Here is a 21,680-nt window from a genome sequence, read left to right as displayed (position 1 = left end):
CCGATAATTCGCTAGCATAGAAAGTTAATTACGGAACATGTGCAAGTACAATCCATGAGCCTGCCGCCATCTTTGGCGGCACGTTCCGCATAATCGGCAGGCATGTTCGGCGATGACAACGACCGGTTCAATGAGCTGCATGGCCGCCGAGAAAGGCGTCGGAGACCGTGGAATCATTGATCAGTTTCTGCGCCGGGCCCGACGCCACGACCCGTCCGGTTTCCAGCAGATAGGCGCGGTCGGCGATCTTCAGAGTCTGCCTCGCCTTCTGTTCCACCAGCAACACCGTCAAGCCTTCGTCGCGGAATTTGGCGATCATCCCGAAAAGATAGTCGGTCATCTTTGGCGCGAGGCCAAGCGAGGGTTCATCGAGCAGCAATAGCTGGGGCCGCGACAGCAAGGCACGTGCGATGGCGAGCATCTGTTGTTCGCCGCCGCTTAGAAGACTCGCGAGATTGTTCCGCCGCTTTGCGAGGATGGGAAAGCGTTCGCGCATCCTGGCGATATCCTCCAGGGCTTCGGCCTTGTCGGAGCGGCAATAGATGCCCATCAGCAAATTCTCGTCGACGGTCATTTGCGCCAGGATGCCGCGACCTTCTGGCACCAGGGCCAGGCCGCTGCGCACATTGAGCTCCGCTTTGTTCGGCCTGAGCGCGCGACCGTCGTATTTGATATCGCCCTGGAACGGTAACAGGCCGGCGATGGCGCGCGCGATGGTGCTTTTGCCCGCGCCGTTGGCTCCGAGTAGCGCAACGATTTCGCCAGCGTTGATATCGAGATCGATGCCGCGTATGGCGGCAATCGCACCATAATTGACCCGAAGGTTGCGGACTTCAAGCATCGGCGTCTTGTCCGAGATAGGCGTCGAGCACGACCGGGTTATTTCGGACCTCGGTTGGAGAGCCTTCCGCGATCAATATGCCGAAATCGAGAACATAGAGATAGCTGCACAGATTCATGACAAAATTCATGTCATGCTCGATCAGGAGAATGGCCAGACCGGTCTCACGAAGCCGCAACATCAGCTGGCGGATGTTCTCGGCCTCTTCTTGGTTCATGCCCGCCACAGGCTCGTCAAGCAGCAGCAGCTTGGGCTTCATGGTGACGGCGCGGGCCATTTCTACCCTGCGCTGGATGCCGTAAGGCAACGACCGCGCTTCCCGGTCCCGGACCGCCGTCAAGTCGAAGAAGTCCAGAACCTCTTCGGCGCGTTCGCAGGCCGCGGGATCGGCCCAGGCGGTCGGCAGCAGGCGGCGGAAAATCGACCCGCTATGCTGTTGCGCGACCAGAAGATGCTCCCACACCGTCATGCTGGGGAATAGGCGGATGTTCTGGAATGTCCGCGCGATGCCGGAGCGAACGATGCGATAGGGCGCCCAGTTGGTCACGAACTGATCGTCGAGCAGGACGTTTCCGCTGTCCGCCAGATAGGCGCCCGTGATCACGTTGAACAACGTCGTCTTGCCCGCGCCGTTCGGTCCGATGATGCCGACGATCTCCCCTCTGGGCACTGTGCATGAGACCTCCGACAGCGCGTGGATACCGCCAAATATCTTGGAGACCTTCTGCAGTTGCAGCAGCCAGTCTTTCATGACGCCGCCTTGCTGAATGTCAGGCGGCGAAGCAGGGCGCGGTCCAAAATGCCTTGCCGTCGCACCAGCAACACAATCACCAACAGCGCGCCGAACCCGGCCATCCGCCAGTCCGCCAAAGAGCGCAGCATCTCCGGAAGAAACACCAGCAGGATCGAGCCGACCAACGCCCCCGGCGCGGCCGTCGAGCCGCCAAGAATCACCGCCAACACAAAATCAACCGAGCGCTCAAAGCCGAAATTGCCCGGCTCGATGTAAACGTGATGATGGGCAAAGAGACCGCCAGCGATCGCCGCGATGGCAGAGCCGAAGCCGAAAGCGCCAATTTTGATGGCGACGGTGTTGAGACCGACGAGGCCCGCGGCCGTTTCGTCGTCGTGGACGGCCCGCATTTCCAGCCAGATCCGCGAGCGCTCGAGTATCATCACCAGCAGCAGAATGCCGCCGGACCAGATCCAGATGTACCCCACGGTGACGTGCTTCATGCCGTGAAATCCGCCGGATCCGCCCATGGTGTCGAAGTTCAGCAGGAAGCTGCGCACCATCTCGGCGAAGCCGAGCGTGGCTATCGCGAGATAGATGCCCTTGAGCCTCAGGGCGGGAAAGCCGACGATCACTCCGATGATGCCGGATATGATCGCGGCAATGATCAGGGCCGGAGTCAAGGGAATGCCGACCATGACGGTCAGATAGGACGTGATGTAGGCGCCGATCCCCATGAAGCCTGCGTTGCCCAGCGACAGCTGGCCGGTGGCGAGAATGATGTAAACGCTGAGCGCGCCCAGCAACAGAATGCCGGCATCGGCGAAAAGACCGGCGTAATAGGTCGACATCAGACGCGCTGTCCCCGATCGATTTGCGCCCCGCCGAGCAGCCCCTGCGGGCGCAACAGCAGGATCAGGATCATCAACCCGTAGACGACGAAGTCCCTGATCTGCGAGCCGCCATAGGCGACGGTCATGACCTCGGCCAGGCCAATCAGCGGGCCTGCCACCAGCGCTCCCCAGATGCGCGTACTGCCGCCAACCACCATGACAGCAATTGCCTTCAGTCCGACTTCGACGCCGACATAGGGGGTGATCGCGGCGTAATGGAGCGAGATCAACACGCCGGCGGCGCCGGCGAGGCTGCCGGACAACATGAAGGCGAACAACACCAGCCGGTTGGCGGAGACGCCCAGAAGCCGCGCCACTTCCCGATTTTCGGCGACGGCGCGCAGCGCCCGTCCGGTCGAGGTTTTCTGCACGATGAAAGCGACGATGGCCACCAGCAAGACCGTTGCCACCAGCACAGTGAGTTGCATCTTCCCGATAGTGAACCACCCGAACTGCAGTTGCCCGCCGAGATATTGGTCCGGCAGCTGCAATGGATCGGACCCCCACAGATTGATCGCGACGTTCTGAAGGATGATGGAAAAACCCAGTGTGCTGAGCATCGGGGTGACAACGGGAGCGTCGCGCAACGGCTCATAGCCGAGTTTTTCAATCACCGCGGAAATCAGCGCCCCGCCGATCATTCCTGCCACCAGCGCAACCGGCAGAGGCAAATTCGCGCCGATCGCGGCAAAGCCGATGTATCCGCCGATCATGAAGAGCTCAGCAATGGCGAGATTGAGAATGCCGAGAATTCCCATCACCAGCGAAAACGACAGGGCAAGCAGCGTGTAAACCGCGCCGAGCGTAAGACCATTCACCAATTGCTGCAGTAGCATTTATATTCGCGATCCGGACGGCTTTGGGCATGAAATCAAACTGGCCGGAGAAAATCTCCGGCCAGCGGAAGAGAGAGGTGTTGTCAGCAGGCGGGATGATTGGGGACGGAGCTACAGCCCCGTACCTTGGGATCCCAGGTTCCGTTCTGGCCCTGCAAAACGTAGAACGCCTTGATGACATCGCCGTCATCGTTGAACCCGATGGGGCCTCCAAGTCCGGGAAATCCCTCAAGCTTGGCCATGTAATCGCGAATCTTGGTACGATCGGCTTCAAGGTCCGCCGGCTTGCCGGTCACGCCCGTCTTTTTGATGGCGTCAATATACATGCTGACGATTTCATAGATGTTGGCGTCGTACATGCTGGGCTCGATTTCCGCCGGTAATCCGGATTCCTTGCGCAGCAGCGGTTGCACCGCGTTGACGAACTTCTCGGCCGCGTCGCCCTTCATGGTGGCATAGAAGGTCGAAGGTGCGATCACCGGAATTTCCGGGGCGGCTTTGAGAATGGCCGACGATATGAGCTGCGTCGAGCCGACGACGGGCTTTATCAGTCCCTGCCGCTTCATTTCGCGAATGACCGTAATGGCCTGGCTGTAGTCCGCGCTGATGACGACGCCATCGGGATTGAGGGACTTCAGCTTTGTGACCTGGGCGCTGACATCGAGATCACCGGTGTTGAAAGATAACGGGCTGCTCTCGTTCAATATGGAGATGCCACTGTCCTTCAGGACCGCCGGCATGATGCGCGTGCCGACGGTTGCCGCCGTGGCGTCCTTGGCATCGTAGATGATCCCGACCGAATTCACGTTGAACGTCTTCTTGAAGAACGGCACCGTCGTCTGGGCCAGTACGCCTTCGTCGATGGTGTTTCGAAACGCCCAGGGCCGATTGAGCTTGGAGACGCCCGGTTTCGATGACGCCTGTGACGTCGATACCACTTTCATTTCATTGGCGACCGGAAAGGTGACTTCGGCCGCGCTGCTCGTCAGCGGGCCTGCCACGGCGAGGACGTTGTCGTCGCCGGCCAGTTTGCGCAGCGAACTCGCGGCCTGGGCCGGCTTGGCCGCATCGTCCAGAACGACAATCTTGAGCTTCGCGCCGTTGATGCCGCCGGCATCGTTGGTCTGCTGTTCGAGCAGCTTGAGCGTCACCGTGTTGGCGCGGCCCCACTCGGCAAATGGCCCGCTGCTGGGAACGATGGCCCCGATCGAAATCTCTGTTGCGGATTGTGCGGAAGCATAGCTGGCGGCGCAGGTCAGAACCGAGGCGAAAAGCACTGTACACAAAGCCTGCGGCAGGCCTGACTTCGTACTCATGAATGGTGGCTCCCTGGTAGGATCTGCGTCGCGAAATTGGCAGCGCGAGATGGTATCGGATAGAGCGAAATATGCATGGCTCGTGCCAGCAAGCTGGCGGGACAGCCGTTCCGGGCTGCGCAAAGCGCGATATCGCCCGAAGCCGAAAACCGGGCGGCCAACCCTGCTTTACCGCTATTTTAGATAGCTAATATGAAAAGCCATGTGGATTGTTGCCGCAAACTGCGCATGCAAGGCCGGGCCGTCGCCTGCGGTTGCTGGAATGGAGCGTCCCTGCGCAAAGAGGAAGGCAATCTATGGCCGGTTGATAGCCCATTTGAATGTCAACGTGCCCGTTCGTGATGCGGTAGATGCCCAATAACAGGGCGGGCGTTGGCGTCGGGTTAGCTTTGGTGTCGCCGCATGGCGGAGCCGACATCCCTCGGCGGTAAAAGCATGCGAGGCGGATCTTGCGCGCGCCGGCAACGCGAAAGATGACGTCGGTGCCGGGTGATACGTGTCCGGACACTGGCTTGATGATCTCTCGATCGAAGTGTTTCGCGCGGGATCTTTGAATTGTGGAATCCGGGAATTATCGGATTCCGGCAGGATGCCACGCCATCACATCTGAAAACTAATAAAAAGACCTTTTAAAGGAAGCTAATTTACGCTTAGGATGTGAATGGGCACGGCCCGTAGCCCGCGGCATGGGAGTTCCGGATGAAGACGGAGTCGGCGGCGTCAAATCAGTCGGGGCAGCTCACATCGGAGAATCGATCCGTTGCCGAAGCCTATCTTGCCCTGCTGAAAGACCGCGAGATCGATTACTTCTATGTCGGCTCCGGCACCGACACCGCATCGATCGTGGAGGCCTATGCCAAATCCAATCGGGCCGCGGCCGAATATCCCGCACCCATCATCGCGACCCATGAGAACCTGGCCGTGGGGATGGCGCATGGCTACTACATGGTTTCAGGGAAGCCGCAGGCTGTGATGCTGCATGTGAGCGTCGGAGCGGCCAACGCCGTCTGTGCGCTGATGAACGCTGCCCGCGCGCAAGTTCCGATGCTCTTCACCGCCGGAAGAACGCCGTTGTTCGAGCAGGGCCGGCTCGGCTCGCGTACCAGCGAGATTCACTGGGGCCAGGAGATGTTCGACCAGGGCGCGATGCTCCGCGAGGTCGTGAAGTGGGATTATGAACTTCGGGATGGTGAAAATCTTGAGCAGGTTGTCGATCGCGCCCTGAATGTATCGATGGCCCATCCGCGTGGCCCGGTCTATCTGACGCTGCCGCGAGAAGTGCTTGCGCAGTCGATACCGACGCAGATGCCGGGAAAGCGATCGGCCGTGCCGGCGGCTCCGCATCCCGATCTGGAGGCCGTGAAAGCTTTGGCCAAGGTGATGGCCAAGGCAAAGCATCCGGTGATCGTTTGCTCCTCCAGCGGGGCCGATCCAGCGACGATCGCGCCGTTGGTTGCGCTGTGCGAGCGACACGGCATCGCCGTCGCCGAACAAAGGGCGCGCTACACCAATTTTCCGAGCAGCCATCCGCTTCATCTCGGCTTCGACATGAAGCGTGTGTTCGATCAGGCGGATGTGCTGCTGTTCCTGGAAAGCGAGGTCCCCTGGGTTCCCGCGCGAGTCGAGCCGACAGCGGCTGCTTTCGTGGCGCATGCGGGCACGGATCCGATTTTTACCCGTTATCCGATCCGCAGCCACCGGTCCGATTTGACGATTACGGCGACCGTCAGCGCGCTGCTGCCCGCGCTCGATGAAGCCCTCAGGGCGGCCGGTGCCGAGGCCGAAGCCGAAGTCCGCACCAAAGGGCTGACAGCGGTTGCCACCGCAAACCGGAAGGCTGTCGAGGAAGCTGCGGCGCGCGACGAAAGGATGGGAGGGCCGATCACCAAGACGTTCCTGTCGCGCTGCCTGCAGGCCGTTCGCCCCGCCGATTCCCTGGTGCTGAGCGAATATTCGCTGGAGCGGCAGCATGTCATGTTCGACCTTCCCGGCACCTATTTCTATATTTCGTCATCGGGTGGATTGGGCTGGGGATTTCCAGCGGCACTCGGGGCGCAACAGGCCGCGCCCGACCGCACGGTCATCGCCGTGCAGGGCGATGGCGCTTACATGTTCGCCAACCCGGCCGTCTGTCATCACGCTGCGGCCATGCATTCGCTTCCGGTGTTGTCCGTGGTGTTCAACAACGCCGCCTGGGGCGCGGTTTCGCAAGCCGCGTTGCAGCTCTATCCGAATGACTACGCCGCCAGGCACGCGGCTGCCCACGGCACCTCTCCGCTTTCGTCGCTCGAGCCGATGCCGGATCTCGAAAAATACGCCGAAGCTTCCGGCGGCTACGCCGAACGTGTCGTTGAGCGCGACCAGCTAATTCCCGCGCTGGAACGGGCGTTGAAGGTTGTGCGGACGGAAAAACGCCAGGCCCTCGTCAACGTGATCGGTCAGGGCTGAGCGGTCTGACGAAAACGCAGTCGGCCGATCGCCAGAGTTCGAGATGTGAGACCATGCCAGTCAGGTGTTCACAGAAAAAGATCAGTCGCCATTCCAGGGCACAAGTCCGATCGAGGGCCGGACTGGCCGTCGCTTTCCTGATGGCCGCCGGCGGCATCGCTTCGGCCGGATCGGATCCCGCGCCGCAACGGGGTGGCAGCATCGTCATCGCCTTGGGGGCCGATCCGGCATCGCTGAACCCGGCACTGACGACGGGGATCAACGAAGCGCTGATCGGCTGTTCCATCTATGAAGGGCTGACACAGGTGTCCGCGGCATTCAAAACCGGGCCTCTGCTGGCGGAATCATGGACCATTTCACCGGATGGTCGGACCTATGATTTCAAGCTCAGATCGGCCAAATGGCAGGATGGCGCGGCCTTTACGTCGAACGATGTGAAGTTTTCGCTGCTCGAGATCAACAAGAAGTACAGCCCGATATTCCGGGCTTCGGGCAACCTGATTGATAGCATCGAAACGCCCGCGCCGGACCGGGTGGTCATTCATCTCAAAGAACCATTCGGCCCTTTTCTCATGTCGCTCTCCTGTATCGGAGGCGGCGCAATCATGCCCGCTCACATCTTCCGTGATACGGATATCAGGCAAAATCCCGCGTCGGGTGCCCAGCCGGTCGGTACCGGCCCCTTCAGGCTGATGGAATGGAAGCGCGGCAGCTATCTTCGGCTCGATCGAAATGCCGATTATTGGGATGCAACAAAGCCTTTGCTGGCCTCGGTGACAGCGCAGATCCTTCCTCAGCCATCTTCGCGTCTTCAGGCTCTTCAGACCGACGAAGTCGATCTCATTCTGGGCCTCAGCATGGTCCCGAGCGACAATCCCATCGTTCAGGCGAATCCCAGGCTGAAACTCGAGCAATCAGGCTATGCGCCGGGATATACCTTCATCGCTTTCAATACCAGGAAGAAGCCCTACGACGACGTAAGGGTACGCCGCGCGTTGTTCATGGCGACGGATCGCGCCTATCTGATCAAGGCCGCGTGGTTTGGCGACGGCAAGGTCAGCGTCGGACCGTTCAGTGACGCGATAGAGTGGGCGTTCAATTCCGACATCGATTATCAGAAGATGTATCCGTTCGATACCGCGGCGGCCAATCGCCTTCTTGACGAGGCCGGTCTGCCCCGAGATGCGGACGGCATTCGTTTCAAGGCCACGATCGTATATCCGAGCGATACGCCCGATCGTGCGCAGGTCGCGCAGGCCATGAAGAATATGTGGCGGTCGATCGGCGTCGATCTGCAACTCGAACCACTGGAGCGCGCGGTCCTCAACACGCGCGTATATCAGGATTGCGATTTCGAGATGAACATCGATTCCTACAACACGTTTGGCGATCCCGCGCTCGGCATTACGCGGATCTATTCGACCGAGGCGCAGGGCCGTGCCTATGGCAATGCCAGCGGCTATTCGAACGCCAAGGTTGATGAGCTATTCGATCAGGCCCAGCGCGAAGTCACAACCGAGAAGCGTGGCGCGCTGTATCGGCAGGCGGCTGAAATCCTGGCTCAGGATCTACCCTCGATCAGCCTGCGCGAAAAGCACTATATCGATGCGGCCTCGATCCGGCTTCACGGCCTCTGGGGCCTGATGGGGCCGGGAGACTTGGTGGACGCGTGGGTCGAGAAGTAGTGTCAACGCTGTTGTGAGGTCACGGTCTCGACGGCGCGAGCGGCCAGCAGATTGATTTATTTGTCGTATGCTCAGCGTGGCTTTCGTCAAACTCATCGGAAAGTCACGCTGATCTGAGTCGATATGTTCGCTCAGGATTCTCAGCCCTTGGCAGGTCCGATTTCCTGGAAAGCGCGCCACCAGCCGGGGTCCGGCCAGGCCCGGAAATTCAGCCAGTCGCGCCAGGCAAAAGTGGCAATCGGCCGGTACGTCGTGATGCCGCCCAGCACGTTATCGTGCTTGTAATGCGCGATGTTCCGGATCAGCTCTGCGCGCTTCTCGGGATCCATGGTCCTTTGCAGCTCTTCGACCATCGCATCGGCCTTTTCGTCCCGGATGTAGGAATAGGAACCCCAACCTCCGCCTTCGACCCAGCTATGCAAATGGCCGCCCCACGGCGTCGACGGGTCACCGGGCAGGCCGTGTCCCCAGGACGCGCTGATGATTCCGTCCATGGGCGAGGGGCCGCTTGTCGGACGCCGGCGCATCTCAACCCAGGCGCCGTATTCCAGACCCCGAATCTGGCAGCGGATGCCAACCTGACCGAGATAGGCGAAGACGGCCTCGCCCATTTCCTTCATATTGGGTTCGCGAGGCGCATTCAGATTATAGCAGTGGGTATCGAAGCCATTGGGATAGCCGGCTTCCGCCAGAAGCTGCTTGGCCTTCTTGGGATCGTACGGATACTGCTTGAGGTCGGGATTGTAACCCGGCGTCCCACGGCCGACTTCCGCATATGTCTCGCCCTGGCCGAACAACACGCCCTTGATAATGGCCGGCATATCGATCGCGTAAGCCGCAGCCTGCCGGACTTTCAATTTGGCAAAGGGTGAATTTGGCAGTTCGGTCTGAAGGTCCATGTACAGGTTATTGCCGGAGGAGGCGGTGAAGGTCTTCACCCCCGGCATGTTCTTGAAATCAGCCACCATCGCCGGCGGAACGTTGTCGATCCAGTCGACCGCGCCCGACTTGAACGCTGCTACCCGCGTCGTGTCTTCGGGAATGATCTTGATAACGAGATTCTTGACGGTCGGTTTTGCATCCTTATTCCAGTAGTCGGCGAAAGCCTCAAAGCGCGCTTCCTGGTGCAAGGTCCGCGAAACGAACTTCCACGGGCCAGTTCCTATGGGCGCCTTCAGAAATCCCTCATCGCCGACGCTTTCCATGTATTTCTTCGGCAGAATATACATCTGCATGTTGTTGACGAGGTAGTTGCCGTCCGGCTCCTTGAAATGAATCCGGAAGTGATAGTCGTCGATGACTTCGAACTTCTCGACATTCGCTTGCAAATGAGAGTAGCGGGAAATTTTCGGGTCGCTAAATCTATTATAGGAAAATTCGACATCGGCGGATGTGAGCGGGTCGCCATTCTGGAACTTGACGCCCTGACGGAGCTCGACTTCCAGAACCTCCTTGCCGTCGATTGTCAGAAGCTTCCACGACTTCGCCAGCCAGGGGACCTGCTTGTAATCGGGGTCATATCGCAACAACTGCTCGAACATCTGTGCGTTCCACGAGTGGTCGATGCCGGCACTCGCCCGGCTCGGATCCATCATCGTGCTCTCGACCGAAAACGCGGCAACCACCGTATCCTTATCGACAGCCTGCGACATCGCCGGCTGCGGCAGAAACAGCGCGACTGCCTGAAGAATCAATCCCACCCGAATTGGCATCAACCACCGCATCGACATCTTGGCTCAGCCCTTCCTGCTACATCCATAACTATATTAGCTTCCTTTCAAAGGTTTAAAAGCTTACAATAAAGCCAGCATGAGAGCGGATCCAAGGTCGAAAACCCGCGATAAGTGATTGAATTAGGCTGGCGATATCGATCGCAAAAATTAAGAAGGCAGCAATTGACCAGAAAATATGCACTCTCGTCGCCGGCAGACGGAGGCGCGGCGGGAATCCGTGATCCGGATCGGTTTCAAGCAGGAAACTGATCGCGCTCGACGCAAAATCCGGCGAACCGGTGGGCCGGGCCGCAGGCGGAATCTCTTCGGGCCGGCATGATCAACCTGACAGCGTGCCGCGCAGTGCTATCGGGATAATTTGAGTGAAGATCAAATTTCGCCAATGGCTTGGAGTTTTGATCAGGATCAACGACGCATCGCCATTCCGGAAGCTAACTGACTTTTACGACTGTAGCTACGGGATGCGGATCAATGAATGTCAATGTGGCGATCACCGGCCGTCGTGCGGTACGCGAATATGCCGCGCAGGCGGTGGAGGAGAAGTCACTCCGTGCATTGATCGATGCGGCGGTCCATGCGCCGAGTGCTGCAAACGAGCAACCCTGGACTTTCACGGTGGTGCGCGATCAAGGCGTGCTTGACCGAATCTCACGCAAGGCCAAGTCGCATATGCTTGCAACCCCGCAGCCCGAACACTTCCGCGCGCATCTCATCGATCCGGATTTTCACATCTTCTATCACGCGCCGGCGTTGATTTTGATCTCGGCCAGCGCGCAGGGGCCCTGGATCGTCGAGGATTGCGCACTGGCGGCTGAAAATCTCATGCTTGCCGCATACGCCGTGGGCCTTGGCAGTTGCTGGATCGGTTTTGCGCAGAGCTTTCTCAATACGCCCGACGGAAAAAATGAACTCGACCTTCCCGCCGCATGGGTGCCGGTAGCGCCGATCATCGTCGGATATCCAAAGGCTGCGCCGTATCCCGTCTCTCGCAATGAGCCGGAGATTCGTTGGGTCGGTTGAAGATCGTTTCCTTCCGGGAGGCACTTAGCAACTGTGGTGGCATCCAAGGCGTTTCTAGTGATCGGTGAGCTGGGTCAAAAAGGAGAGTGATTATGGCAAAGAGCAAAGTTGACGCCCCTGTATGGTTCATTACCGGTTGTTCGACCGGATTCGGCCGTGAATTTGCCCGCGCGGCGCTGGCGCACGGGTTTCGCTTGGTGGCGACGGCGCGCGATCCGAAGAAGCTTGATGACATTGTCGCCGGGCATGAAGGCAAGGCGATCGCGCTTGCGCTTGATGTCACAAACGCCGATCAGATCAAACATGCCGTCAGTGAGGCCGAACGGGTGTTCGGCCGCATTGATGTGCTGGTCAATAATGCCGGCTACGGCTATCTGGCGGCCGTGGAGGAGGGTGAGGAGAAAGACGTCCGTGACATGTTCGAGACGAATTTCTTCGGTCTCGCCGCGATGGTCCGGGCGGTTCTTCCGGGAATGCGGGCTCGACGGCACGGATCCATCGTCAACGTCGCGTCCGTCGGCGGGATCGTCGGCTTTCCCGGCTCGGGTTATTATGCCGCGACGAAATTCGCCGTTGAAGGCCTGTCGCAATCTCTCGCTAAGGAAGTAGAGCCGCTGGGGATTCGTGTGTTGATCGTCGAGCCAGGTCCGTTCCGGACCGATTGGGCCGGACGCTCCCTGAAGCAGTCGGCCAAGTTCATCGGCGATTACGAGCAGACCGCGGGTGCGCGCCGCCGCGAAACGGCGGGATATAGCGGCAAGCAGGCAGGCGATCCCGCGCGGGCCGCCGAGGCCGTGATCGAGGCGGTGCAGTCATCAGCGCCTCCGCTCCATTTGGTGCTGGGGCGCGCTGGTTTTGACAACGTCGAAAGCCAGTTGAGGTCGATGCTTCAGGAGGTCGATCGTTGGAAGCCGACGAGTCTGGGTGCGGATTACCCTGCGGCTTGACGCATTGCCGGCGCGGCAGCCTCGGTCCAGGCGGACGAGACTTGGTCCAGGCGGACGAGACTTGCGTAGCGGCTGGACGAGCACCGGATCCGGTGCTCGTCTTTTTTGTGTAAATGGCGCTATCACTCGCGGGCCAGACTTGGTCCGGCGCGCGGCTTCAAGCGGCGGTACGTGTAGGAGGTGCCATGAATTCGGGCCCGACGGGATCCCGGATGCAATCGGAGAGGATGCCGTCGATCTCCTTCAACGCGGTGCCGTCGAGCTTCCAGCCCATCACGTCCGTGATCGGATCGAGTTGACCGGGATGCCGGGCGCCCCAGAGCGCGATACTGAGCGGCTGCTGATCGAGCACCCAGCGCACCGCCAGATGGATGACGCGCTTGCCATATCTTTCGCGCGCGAAGGCGTCGAGCCGCTCGACCGCCTGAAGATATTGTTGCAAGCGTGGGGCGCGGAACTTGGGATCGTTGCGGCGTAGATCGTCGCCGGTGAATTTCGCGTCGGCCTTGATGCGTCCGGCCAGCAAGCCGCGGCACAGCGAGCCATAGGCAAGCGTTGTGATATTCTTCTCGCGGCAATAAGGCAGGACGTCCTTCTCGGCTTCACGTTCGAACAGATTATGCGGCGGTTGCACGGTGTGCAGTGGCGCGACGGATCGAAACTGTTCCATTTGCGCAGGACTGAAATTGCTGACACCGATCGCCCGGATCTTGCCCGCCCGGTACAATTCCGCGAGCGCCTGTGCCGTTTCCTCAATGGGCGTGCCTGGATCGGGCCAATGCACCTGATAAAGATCGATGACATCGGTGCGCAGCCGGCGCAGCGAATCCTCGATCTCCTTCTGGATCCGTGCCTTGCTCGCGTTCCGGAACGGCGCTCCGTCGCGCCAGTCGAGACCGACCTTGGTGGCAATCAGGACATTCTTGCGTTGTCCATTTTCCGCCAGCGCCTTGCCGACAATTTCCTCCGAATGGCCAAAACCGTAGACCGGTGCGGTATCGATGAGGGTAACGCCCCGATCGACCGCGCTCTGAATGGTCCGGATCGATTCCTGATCGTCGCTTCCGCCCCACATCCATCCGCCGATAGCCCATGTTCCCAGCGCGACGCGCGAGGGCGTGAGGGTGGTGCCGGCGATGGTCGTCGTTTCGAGCGCGACATTTGGCATGGTTCAATCCTTGTTAATTTATCTAAGCGGGTTGTCGCCCATTTCACCTGTCGGGAGGCGACCTGATCGGAAGATCGGTGGACACGATATGGTCGATGAATGCCGGTCGAGGAGGCGGAGCCTTGATCTTGCTCAAGGACGGTCTGCACAATCGCGTGAGCCGATGGTGGAGGTCAGCAATCCAGCTTGTGGCCAGTAGGCAATTGCAGTGCCTGCCAATATTTCAATTAGAATTTCAATCAGATTATATCTGAAATAGTCGGAGAATCCGACTGCCAGGCGTGCCAGCAATGCTACCGCCTCCCATATAGCCGCGGATCGCGACGGCCGGTGCTAGTCAAGCGACAGTTGAACTTTCTCGAGCATGGCGGCGCATTCGGCGTCCAGGCCCTGTGACTCCAATTTTCGAGCAAGCTTGAGCGCTGTTTCGACCGCTTTTTCGGCCTGTCTCGTTGCCTGCTCCACGGATCTGGGAGTGGGTTGACGGTGGAGCCGTGCGGCGGACGATTCGGGCGCGTTTCCAAAGCTCTTCCCGCTCGCGCGCGCCTGGTTCAGCGCCGATTCCAGGCGCGTGATTTCTCCGCGGCATGATCCTTCCGGGGCGGCCTGCGGCTTGGCTTCGCTGGGCGAAGCCGCAGATGGCTGGCGCAGGCTCAAAAGATACGCCACGACCTGCCTTACTTGAAAATCGAGCAGTTCAGGATTCGGCATGCCGGCGGAGTTGCTGATGTCGCTGTGCGTCGTGGTCAAGAACTTCTCCAGCGTATCGGCGTTGGTGGTGCCGCGCCGGGCAATGGATTCAAAGGAGGGCGCCGGCGGCCGCAGAATGGGGTCGACCAATTGATCGGGGCCGGCGACATGACAGTTCGAACAAATGATCGCAGCCAAGTGATGGCCGTTTTGCACGTCGTCCGAGGCGCTGTCGGCTTGCTGGGCCCGCGCGGCGGCAAGCGTGGAATATGAGGCAATTGCCAGACATGCAAAGAATAGCGCGCGCATGATGTTCTCCTTCAGACCCGTAATGCCATTCCGCCAGAGGAATGAGATGTTCCGGGGCAAGTCAATTTTACGTCTCCTCGGAGGATCAGCGGATCGGGATACGGAGCCATCGCCGCAACCAGGCGATCGAGTGGTGCGGTGGCGACGGTCGGTGAGCCGGACGCGGCAACGGACCGAGTTGCGGACAACGAGCAGACGCCGGTAAGCGAAATAAAATTCGCAACGGCAATTCGCCAAATTTGACCGGTGTGCAAAAGCATAGCGCTTGATATGGACCCCCGGCGCGAGCGTGATTGATCCAAATCAAGATGGCGCCAGCCGATTTCTGAAAGTTGACAATACTTCGTCAATCGGATGAGCAGGCATGGCAGACGACGCAATTCTTGTCCTCAACGCAGGTTCATCAAGTATCAAATTTTCGCTTTTTCTCGCCGGAACATGGCCCGTCTCGCAAAGCCTGATCTGTTCGGGCGGCATGGACGGACTGGGTCATCAGGTCCACTTTACCGCCAAGGGGCCGGATGGCGAGTCGCTCATCCGTGAAACCTTGTCCAGTGCGACAACGCATGAGGACGCGCTTGGCGTGCTGTTGCGATGGTTCGAACGTCAGTTCAAGGACATCAGGCTGGTCGCGGCCGGGCATCGCGTGGCGCTCAGCGGTACCAGATACAAGGCGCCGGTCCTGCTGAACCGCGAAGTCATTGCTGACCTGGCAGAACTCAATCCGCTGGCGCCGCTTCACCAGCCGCATCATATTGCGGCGATCGAAGTGGTTGCGCGGCTGCATCCAACGCTGCCGCAATTCGCCTGCTTCGATACGTCCTTTCATCAGACCCAGCCGAAGGTCGCGACGCTGTTCGCCCTGCCGCGCGCACTCACGGAAGAAGGCGTGCGGCGCTACGGCTTTCATGGTCTCTCATATGAATATATCGCGTCGGTATTGCCTGATTTCCTCGGCGCTGAACGCGCAGAAGGCAGGATTGTCATCTGTCATCTGGGCAGCGGCGCCAGCATGTGCGCGATCAAGCAACGAAAGAGCGTGGCGACCACCACCGGCTTTACCGCTCTTGACGGCCTGCCGATGGGGCGGCGCTGCGGTAATCTCGATCCCGGTGTCGTGCTTTATCTCCTGCAGCAAAAGGGCATGACGCCGGATGCCGTGAGTACGTTGCTATACAACAGTTCCGGATTGCTCGGCATGTCCGGAATCAGCGATGACATGCGTGAATTGCTTGCGAGCAAGGACCCGCATGCGGCTGAGGCGATCGACGTATTTGTCTATCGGATTGGTCGTGAACTGGGCGCGCTTGTCGGATGCCTTGGCGGCCTCGACGCGCTGATCTTCACGGCAGGAATTGGCGAGAACGCGGCGGCCATTCGTCGCCGTGTTTGCGAAGACGCGGCGTGGCTCGGTATTGAGATTGACCGCGTAGCCAACGACGCCGCCGGACCATGCATCACGAAGCCGGAAAGCGCTGTCTCTGCCTGGGTTATCCGCACGGATGAAGATCTGATGATCGCACGTCACAGCTGGAGTTTGTTGCGAGGCAAAAATTTCAAAGCGCCGCAGAACGGCCAGATCATGATCTAGATCAATGCTGCGGAATGCAGGTGCGTCACTTTTCATCAGCATTCGATAAGTCGAATTTGAACAGGAAGAGGTGAGTTATGTCGCCAAGCAATGGTCCGGCTAGCCGCACGACAGCCAGCTCCACGACAAGATCTTCAAGTCATCGGTCGATGTGGTTACTGATCGTTCCCTTTATCGCGATGGTCATTCCGTCATTTTTCAATTTTCGTGATCCGGCAATCGATGGGGTGCCGTTTTTTTATTGGTACCTACTGCTTTGGATTCCGCTGACCGCGTTTCTCACCTGGATTGTTTATCGCCGATAGCACGAAGCGATGGCTCAACGATGAGCCATGAAGGGGGTTCTGTCATGGTTATGGCTGTCTTTTCCAGTTTGTTCGTTATTGCCATCGTTATCGGCTTTCTGGCCTCAAGCTGGAAGCGCTCTGATCTCAGCAAGCTCAACGAATGGGGCTTGGCGGGGCGGCGGTTTGGTATCGTGCTGTCGTGGTTTCTGATGGGGGGCGATCTTTATACCGCCTACACGTTCATTGCGGTTCCGGCGCTGGTGTTCGGGGTCGGTGCGCTCGGATTCTTCGGTGTTGCATACGCGACGATCGCCTTTCCGCTTCTGTTTCTGATCTTCCCGCGGCTATGGGAGGTCGCGCACCGTCACGGCTATGTCACGGCGTCCGAATATGTGCGTGGCCGGTTCGGCAATCGCTGGCTGGCGTTGGCGGTGGGTGTAACGGGCATTCTCGCGACCATGCCTTACATCGCCCTGCAACTCGTCGGCACGCAGGTTGTGTTCGGTGCGGTAGGCTTCGTCGGCAGCGGCTGGTTGACGTACCTCCCGTTGATCATCTCTTTTGTCCTGCTGGCCGGATTCAGCGCCATGAGCGGCCTGCGGGCTTCGGCCTTCATCGCTATTCTCAAGGGGGTTCTGATTTTTGCGACCGTTATCGTCGCGATCATCGTCATCCCCGGCCAGCTTGGCGGCTATGGGGCAATATTCGCCAAGATCCCGCCGCAGAACATTTTGCTGGCGGCGCCGACGGCGGAGAATTGGGGTTCGTTCAGTTCATTCTCAAGTCTGGCGCTTGGTTCGGCCTTTGCCTTGTTCCTCTATCCGCACGCCGTCACCGGTCTGTTGAGTTCGGCCAGCGGGCGGGTGATCGAGCAAAATTCCATCGTCCAGCCGGTCTTTAATATCCTTCTTTGGTTCCTGTCGATTTTCGGATTTGCCGCGGTGGCGGCGGGCGTGGGCACCGATCCGGCATTCGCGGATGGCTTCAAGCAGTATGGTCCGAGCTACGCGCTTCTCGCGCTGTTCGTAAAATATTTTCCGGATTGGTTTGTCGGCGTCGCTTTTGCAGCAATCGCCATCGGGGCGCTGGTTCCGGCATCGGTGATGGCGATCGGTTCGGCCAACATCATCACCCGCGATATATGGGGCGAGTTCGTCCATTCCGGCACCGCCGAAGCCAGGGAGCAGAAAGAGGCATCCATCGCCAAGGTGTTCGCGCTGCTGATGGTGGCCGCGGCTCTCATCTTTGTCGTTGCCATCCCCCTTCAATACGTCATCCAGTTTCAATTGCTCGGTGGCATCTGGGTTATCCAGACGTTCCCGGCAGTTGCGATGAGCCTGTTCGTGCGGCGCTGGCTGACGGGGCGGGGACTGCTTGTCGGCTGGCTGGTCGGAATGATTTCCGGAACCTGGATGGTGGCGTCGCTTGGGTTCACCGCAAGCGTTTATCCCTTGCACATCTTCGGTATCACCATCCCCTGTTACATCGCCTTCGCGTCGTTCGTCCTCAATTTGGCGGTAGCGGTTGTGCTCACGCCGCTCTTCAGGGCTGGGGAATCGGGCCGCGATGAAACCGGAATCGCAGACTATGCCGCACAAGCCGCAGAATAAGGAGATCATCGTGAATAGTCCAAATATCGCTGCAACATTCGAAATCGACTTCACCCGCTATCTTGATCCGGCTGGAAAGCTCCTGAAGGAGTTGCCGGCGGAGGCGAAGGATCCGGCAACTCTCAAGTCCCTCTATCGTGGGCTGGTGCGCGCACGCGCCTTCGATACCAAGGCGGTCGCACTGCAACGCACCGGCCGGCTCGGCACCTATGGTTCGTCGATCGGACAGGAAGCGGTTGCGGTCGGCGCGGCGAGCGCGATGCTCGCGGACGATGTGCTGGTTCCGAGCTTCCGCGAGCATGGCGGTCAGCTCTGGCGCGGCGCGACCCCGGTGGAGTTGTTTCTGTACTGGGGCGGTGACGAGCGCGGCAATTCGTTTGCCAAGGCGCCTCATGACTTTCCAAACTGCGTCCCGGTCGGCAGTCACGCGCTGCATGCTGCGGGCGTGGCGCTCGCCATCAAGCTTCGCAAGGAGCCGCGCGCCGTGGTTTGCATCTTCGGCGACGGCGCCACCTCCAAAGGCGACGTCTATGAGGCCATGAACCTCGCCGGAGTATGGAAATTGCCGGTGGTCTTCCTGGTCTCCAACAATCAATGGGCGATTTCCGTGCCGCGATCCGCGCAGTCCGCGGCGCAGACCCTGGCGCAAAAGGCGATTGCGGTAGGAATTCCCGGCGAGCAGGTGGATGGCAATGATGTGATTGCGGTGCGGACCGTTGTCGGTGTGGCTTTGCAGCGGGTGCGCAAGGATCAGGGCCCCTGTGTGATCGAGGCCATCACCTATCGGCTCGGCGATCACACCACTTCCGACGATGCCAGCCGATACCGCAAGGATACCGAGGTGACGCCGCATTGGCAGGAAGAGCCGATCAAGCGGCTGCAGCAATATCTGACGACGGCGGGGTCATGGACCAAAGCTGACGAAGACAAGCTTCTCAAGGAGATCAATGAGGAAATCGAAGCTGCGGCGGCTGCCTTTCTCGCAACTGCGCCGCAGGAACCCTCGGTCATGTTTGATTACACCTATGCTCAGCTTCCCGCCGATCTTGCCGCGCAGAAGCAGGCGGTGTTGAGCAGCCTTTCGGCCAACCTATCCCAAGCGGCGGAGTGAGAAATGTCAGAAACAACAATGGTTCAAGCGGTCAGCCTCGCCCTCGCGCGAGCCATGACCGAAGATGAGCGGGTCATCGTCCTGGGTGAGGACGTGGGCGTCGATGGAGGCGTGTTCCGGGCGACGGACGGATTGTTCACGCGCTTCGGCGCGGATCGCGTCCGCGATACGCCGCTGTCGGAAATGGGTATCGGGGGTATCTCCATTGGACTTGCCGCCGGCGGCTTCAAGCCCGTCGCGGAAATCCAGTTCAGTGGTTTCATATTTCCGCTGATCGATCAGATCAACAATCACGCCTCGCGGTTCCGCAACCGGACGCGCGGACGTCTGCAATGTCCGATGGTGGTGCGAGCGCCGTGCGGCGGCGGCATTCATGCGCCCGAGCATCATTCGGAAAGCCCGGAAGCGATGTTTGCGAACATCCCGGGTTTGAGGGTGATCGTTCCGTCGTCGCCGCGCCGCGCCTATGGCCTGCTCCTGGCCGCGATTCGCGGTTCGGATCCTGTTGTTTTCTTGGAGCCGACCAAACTCTATCGCGGTGCGCGCGAGGAAATGCTCGATGACGGCAAGGATCTGCCGGTCGACCGCTGCTTCGTATTGCGCGAAGGGCGCGATGTGACGCTGGTTGCCTGGGGCGCGATGGTGCCGGAGGCGCTGAAGACCGCGGCGGAATGGGAAGCCAAGGGCGTCAGCGCCGAAGTCATCGATGTGGCGACGCTGAAGCCGCTTGATGCCGAGACCATCATCAATTCGGTCAAGAAAACGGGCCGTTGCGTGATCGTGCATGAGGCCCCGTTGACGGGTGGCTTTGGCGGCGAGATTGCCGCCAGGGTTGCGGAAGGTGCTTTCAGTTCCTTGTTGGCGCCGATCGAACGAGTCACCGGCTACGACACGATCATGCCGTTGCTCAAGCTTGAGAATGTTTACCTTCCGAATGCGGCCCGGATTGGCAAGGCCGTTGATCGCGCGATGGCTTACGCATGAGTATGTTCAATCTTCCGGATCTCGGCGAAGGACTGCAGGACGCCGAGATCGTCGCATGGCACGTCGCCGAAGGCGATCATGTCGTGGTTGATGCACCCCTGGTATCCGTCGAGACCGAAAAAGCCGTGGTCGAGGTTCCTTCGCCGCGGTCAGGATACATCAAGCATTTGCTGGGCAAGCCGCATGAGCGATTGAAAGTCGGCGCGCCCATGGTTGAGTTCGACGACGCGGCCCATGTCGATACCGGGACCGTGGTCGGTCAGCTTGACGCAAAGCCGGAAACACCGCCGCCGGCGGCGCCGAAGGCCGCGACCGTCGTTGCTGCGAAGCCGACACCTCCGCCTCCGTCGCCCGCAGCCAATGGAGCAAGAGCTCCCGCTTCTCCGGCAATTCGGGCGCTGGCGCGCGAACGGGGGATTGATCTGAACCGGATCACGGGCAGCGGACCGGAAGGCACGATTACCCGCGCGGATATTGAACGCGTGTCTGCTTCCGGTGGCGAGAAGCCGGCCGGCGCCAAAGAACTGGTGGGTATTCGCCGAAGCATGGCCATCAACATGGCCAAGGCGCATGCCGAAGTGGTCCCTGCAACCGTATGGGATGAAGCCGATATCGGGTCGTGGTGGACCGGACATGATGATGTCACGATGCGCTTGATCCGGGCCATCGCGGCGGGCTGCGCGGCCGAGCCGATTCTCAATTCCTGGTACGATGGTCAGGCGATGACCCTGCAGACCATGGATCGGATCGACTTGGGCGTCGCGGTTGATTTTGAGGGCGGCCTGATCGTGCCGGTCGTCCGCGACGCCGGCAAACGCGAGCCGTCTGCATTGCGCGTCGATGTCGATCGTCTGAAAACGGCGGCACGCGCCCGCTCGGTACCGCTCGCCGATCTGCGCAACCCGACGATCACGCTGTCGAATTTCGGCATGATGGCTGGATTGCAGGCGGCGCTGGTCGTGGTTCCTCCCCAGGTGGCGATCGTGGGGGCGGGACGGATTTTCCAGCAGGCCGTGTTGCACGAAGTTGCTTCATTCACCTTTACGCATGTGCTGCCCTTGTCGCTGACGTTCGACCATCGCGTTGCAACCGGCGGCGAGGCAGGGCGTTTCTTGAAGGCAATGATTGACGATTTGCAGAAGAGCGCGTGAGGTGAGCCGAAGAGGCCGCTGACCATTTTCACATTACACAATTATGCCGCTCCGCAGCGCACAAGGCTGCTGAGCGGCATCTTTCGTCGCGATCGGGAAGATCGGTGGCGACAGGCTCGATCGTGGTCGACGGTCGATTGCCAGAGCTGCGGTAATTCTCTTGCAGTTGATTGAAGTTGCCGAGTTGAACACAGCTAGTTGACCGGTTCCCATCCGCTCCAGAAATTTCCGTGTTATATTTCGTCCATATCCTGTTCCGGCGAGCAAGAATGAGGGCGATCGTCGGTTAGCGTTGCTTTCGACGTTGCTTGCATTGAGTTGGCGTTC

Annotated in this window: 19 protein-coding genes; 10 read left to right on the top strand and 9 right to left on the bottom strand. The window is 59.7% G+C overall.

Translation table 11 applies throughout. The annotated features are described in order from the left end of the window. Nucleotides 1-127 precede the first annotated feature (127 nt). The 5 genes from HB630_RS09070 to HB630_RS09050 form a co-directional block, all read right to left on the bottom strand. Nucleotides 128-841: an ABC transporter ATP-binding protein gene (locus tag HB630_RS09070; RefSeq protein WP_213771862.1), complete on the bottom strand. Its 714-nt coding sequence runs from the start codon at nt 839-841 to the stop codon at nt 128-130. Beyond that, a complete protein-coding gene (locus HB630_RS09065) occupies nt 834-1,592 on the bottom strand; it encodes an ABC transporter ATP-binding protein (protein WP_213771927.1) in 759 nt (252 codons plus the stop codon). The genes HB630_RS09070 and HB630_RS09065 overlap by 8 nt, the downstream gene beginning before the upstream one ends. Then, nucleotides 1,589-2,425, bottom strand: a complete 837-nt coding sequence (locus HB630_RS09060; RefSeq protein WP_213771861.1) for a branched-chain amino acid ABC transporter permease — start codon at nt 2,423-2,425, stop codon at nt 1,589-1,591. The genes HB630_RS09065 and HB630_RS09060 overlap by 4 nt, the downstream gene beginning before the upstream one ends. Next, nucleotides 2,425-3,303 carry a branched-chain amino acid ABC transporter permease gene (locus HB630_RS09055; RefSeq protein ID WP_213771860.1) on the bottom strand — a complete coding sequence of 293 codons (879 nt, stop codon included), beginning with the start codon at nt 3,301-3,303 and terminating at the stop codon, nt 2,425-2,427. Before HB630_RS09055 ends, HB630_RS09060 begins: the two co-directional genes overlap by 1 nt. Nucleotides 3,304-3,386: 83 nt before the next feature. Next, nucleotides 3,387-4,619, bottom strand: a complete 1,233-nt coding sequence (locus tag HB630_RS09050; protein ID WP_213771859.1) for an ABC transporter substrate-binding protein — start codon at nt 4,617-4,619, stop codon at nt 3,387-3,389. A gap of 699 nt (nt 4,620-5,318) precedes the next feature. Here HB630_RS09050 and HB630_RS09045 point away from each other — a divergent pair. Further along, nucleotides 5,319-7,067, top strand: coding sequence for a thiamine pyrophosphate-requiring protein (locus HB630_RS09045; protein WP_213771858.1), 1,749 nt, complete (start codon nt 5,319-5,321; stop codon nt 7,065-7,067). Between the two features lie 140 nt (nt 7,068-7,207). Beyond that, complete coding sequence (locus HB630_RS09040; RefSeq protein WP_213771857.1) at nt 7,208-8,752, top strand: ABC transporter substrate-binding protein; 1,545 nt, start codon at nt 7,208-7,210, stop codon at nt 8,750-8,752. A 140-nt stretch (nt 8,753-8,892) separates the two neighbouring features. Here HB630_RS09040 and HB630_RS09035 read toward each other — a convergent pair whose 3' ends face one another. Next, a complete protein-coding gene (locus HB630_RS09035) occupies nt 8,893-10,464 on the bottom strand; it encodes an ABC transporter substrate-binding protein (protein WP_249780734.1) in 1,572 nt (523 codons plus the stop codon). Nucleotides 10,465-10,968: 504 nt separating this feature from the next. Here HB630_RS09035 and HB630_RS09030 point away from each other — a divergent pair. Further along, nucleotides 10,969-11,505 carry a nitroreductase family protein gene (locus HB630_RS09030; RefSeq protein WP_346656057.1) on the top strand — a complete coding sequence of 179 codons (537 nt, stop codon included), beginning with the start codon at nt 10,969-10,971 and terminating at the stop codon, nt 11,503-11,505. Between the two features lie 92 nt (nt 11,506-11,597). After that, nucleotides 11,598-12,452, top strand: coding sequence for an oxidoreductase (locus HB630_RS09025; protein ID WP_213771854.1), 855 nt, complete (start codon nt 11,598-11,600; stop codon nt 12,450-12,452). A 157-nt stretch (nt 12,453-12,609) separates the two neighbouring features. Here HB630_RS09025 and HB630_RS09020 read toward each other — a convergent pair whose 3' ends face one another. From HB630_RS09020 to HB630_RS09010, 3 genes are all read right to left on the bottom strand, one after another. Further along, nucleotides 12,610-13,620, bottom strand: coding sequence for an aldo/keto reductase (locus HB630_RS09020; RefSeq protein ID WP_213771853.1), 1,011 nt, complete (start codon nt 13,618-13,620; stop codon nt 12,610-12,612). A 132-nt stretch (nt 13,621-13,752) separates the two neighbouring features. After that, complete coding sequence (locus tag HB630_RS09015) at nt 13,753-13,911, bottom strand: hypothetical protein (protein ID WP_213771852.1); 159 nt, start codon at nt 13,909-13,911, stop codon at nt 13,753-13,755. Nucleotides 13,912-13,953: 42 nt separating this feature from the next. After that, on the bottom strand, nt 13,954-14,619 hold the full coding sequence (locus tag HB630_RS09010; RefSeq protein ID WP_213771851.1) for a hypothetical protein: 666 nt from the start codon (nt 14,617-14,619) through the stop codon (nt 13,954-13,956). A gap of 364 nt (nt 14,620-14,983) precedes the next feature. Here HB630_RS09010 and HB630_RS09005 point away from each other — a divergent pair, with 364 nt between their 5' ends. The 6 genes from HB630_RS09005 (at nt 14,984) to HB630_RS08980 (ending at nt 21,353) form a co-directional block, all read left to right on the top strand. After that, nucleotides 14,984-16,210 carry an acetate/propionate family kinase gene (locus tag HB630_RS09005; RefSeq protein ID WP_213771850.1) on the top strand — a complete coding sequence of 409 codons (1,227 nt, stop codon included), beginning with the start codon at nt 14,984-14,986 and terminating at the stop codon, nt 16,208-16,210. Between the two features lie 149 nt (nt 16,211-16,359). After that, nucleotides 16,360-16,515 (top strand): DUF3311 domain-containing protein, encoded by a 156-nt coding sequence (locus HB630_RS09000; protein ID WP_249780770.1) that lies wholly within the window; start codon nt 16,360-16,362, stop codon nt 16,513-16,515. Further along, nucleotides 16,467-18,107 (top strand): sodium:solute symporter, encoded by a 1,641-nt coding sequence (locus HB630_RS08995; protein WP_213771848.1) that lies wholly within the window; start codon nt 16,467-16,469, stop codon nt 18,105-18,107. The genes HB630_RS09000 and HB630_RS08995 overlap by 49 nt, the downstream gene beginning before the upstream one ends. Before the next feature lie 10 nt (nt 18,108-18,117). Beyond that, entirely contained in the window at nt 18,118-19,218 is a 1,101-nt protein-coding gene (gene pdhA, locus HB630_RS08990; RefSeq protein WP_346656056.1) for a pyruvate dehydrogenase (acetyl-transferring) E1 component subunit alpha, read from the top strand. Between the two features lie 3 nt (nt 19,219-19,221). Beyond that, nucleotides 19,222-20,202: an alpha-ketoacid dehydrogenase subunit beta gene (locus HB630_RS08985; RefSeq protein WP_213771846.1), complete on the top strand. Its 981-nt coding sequence runs from the start codon at nt 19,222-19,224 to the stop codon at nt 20,200-20,202. Then, nucleotides 20,199-21,353, top strand: a complete 1,155-nt coding sequence (locus tag HB630_RS08980) for a dihydrolipoamide acetyltransferase family protein (protein WP_213771845.1) — start codon at nt 20,199-20,201, stop codon at nt 21,351-21,353. The genes HB630_RS08985 and HB630_RS08980 overlap by 4 nt, the downstream gene beginning before the upstream one ends. The last annotated feature ends 327 nt before the right edge of the window (nt 21,354-21,680 follow it).

Source organism: Bradyrhizobium sp. dw_78 (assembly GCF_018449525.1).
GTDB lineage: Bacteria > Pseudomonadota > Alphaproteobacteria > Rhizobiales > Xanthobacteraceae > Bradyrhizobium.
The sequence above is the reverse complement of the archived record's forward strand: the minus strand, read 5'-3'. Positions and strand labels throughout refer to the sequence as shown.

Coding starts and splice junctions, on each gene's coding strand:
- HB630_RS08980 (WP_213771845.1), top strand. CDS start 20,199: ATGAGTATGTTCAATCTTCCGGATCTCGGCGAAGGACTGCAGGACGCC.
- HB630_RS09055 (WP_213771860.1), bottom strand. CDS start 3,303: ATGCTACTGCAGCAATTGGTGAATGGTCTTACGCTCGGCGCGGTTTAC.
- HB630_RS09070 (WP_213771862.1), bottom strand. CDS start 841: ATGCTTGAAGTCCGCAACCTTCGGGTCAATTATGGTGCGATTGCCGCC.
- HB630_RS09020 (WP_213771853.1), bottom strand. CDS start 13,620: ATGCCAAATGTCGCGCTCGAAACGACGACCATCGCCGGCACCACCCTC.
- HB630_RS09050 (WP_213771859.1), bottom strand. CDS start 4,619: ATGAGTACGAAGTCAGGCCTGCCGCAGGCTTTGTGTACAGTGCTTTTC.
- HB630_RS09010 (WP_213771851.1), bottom strand. CDS start 14,619: ATGCGCGCGCTATTCTTTGCATGTCTGGCAATTGCCTCATATTCCACG.
- HB630_RS09060 (WP_213771861.1), bottom strand. CDS start 2,425: ATGTCGACCTATTACGCCGGTCTTTTCGCCGATGCCGGCATTCTGTTG.
- HB630_RS09025 (WP_213771854.1), top strand. CDS start 11,598: ATGGCAAAGAGCAAAGTTGACGCCCCTGTATGGTTCATTACCGGTTGT.
- HB630_RS09000 (WP_249780770.1), top strand. CDS start 16,360: ATGTGGTTACTGATCGTTCCCTTTATCGCGATGGTCATTCCGTCATTT.
- HB630_RS09065 (WP_213771927.1), bottom strand. CDS start 1,592: ATGAAAGACTGGCTGCTGCAACTGCAGAAGGTCTCCAAGATATTTGGC.
- HB630_RS09005 (WP_213771850.1), top strand. CDS start 14,984: ATGGCAGACGACGCAATTCTTGTCCTCAACGCAGGTTCATCAAGTATC.
- HB630_RS09035 (WP_249780734.1), bottom strand. CDS start 10,464: ATGCCAATTCGGGTGGGATTGATTCTTCAGGCAGTCGCGCTGTTTCTG.
- HB630_RS08985 (WP_213771846.1), top strand. CDS start 19,222: ATGTCAGAAACAACAATGGTTCAAGCGGTCAGCCTCGCCCTCGCGCGA.
- HB630_RS09045 (WP_213771858.1), top strand. CDS start 5,319: ATGAAGACGGAGTCGGCGGCGTCAAATCAGTCGGGGCAGCTCACATCG.
- HB630_RS09040 (WP_213771857.1), top strand. CDS start 7,208: ATGGCCGCCGGCGGCATCGCTTCGGCCGGATCGGATCCCGCGCCGCAA.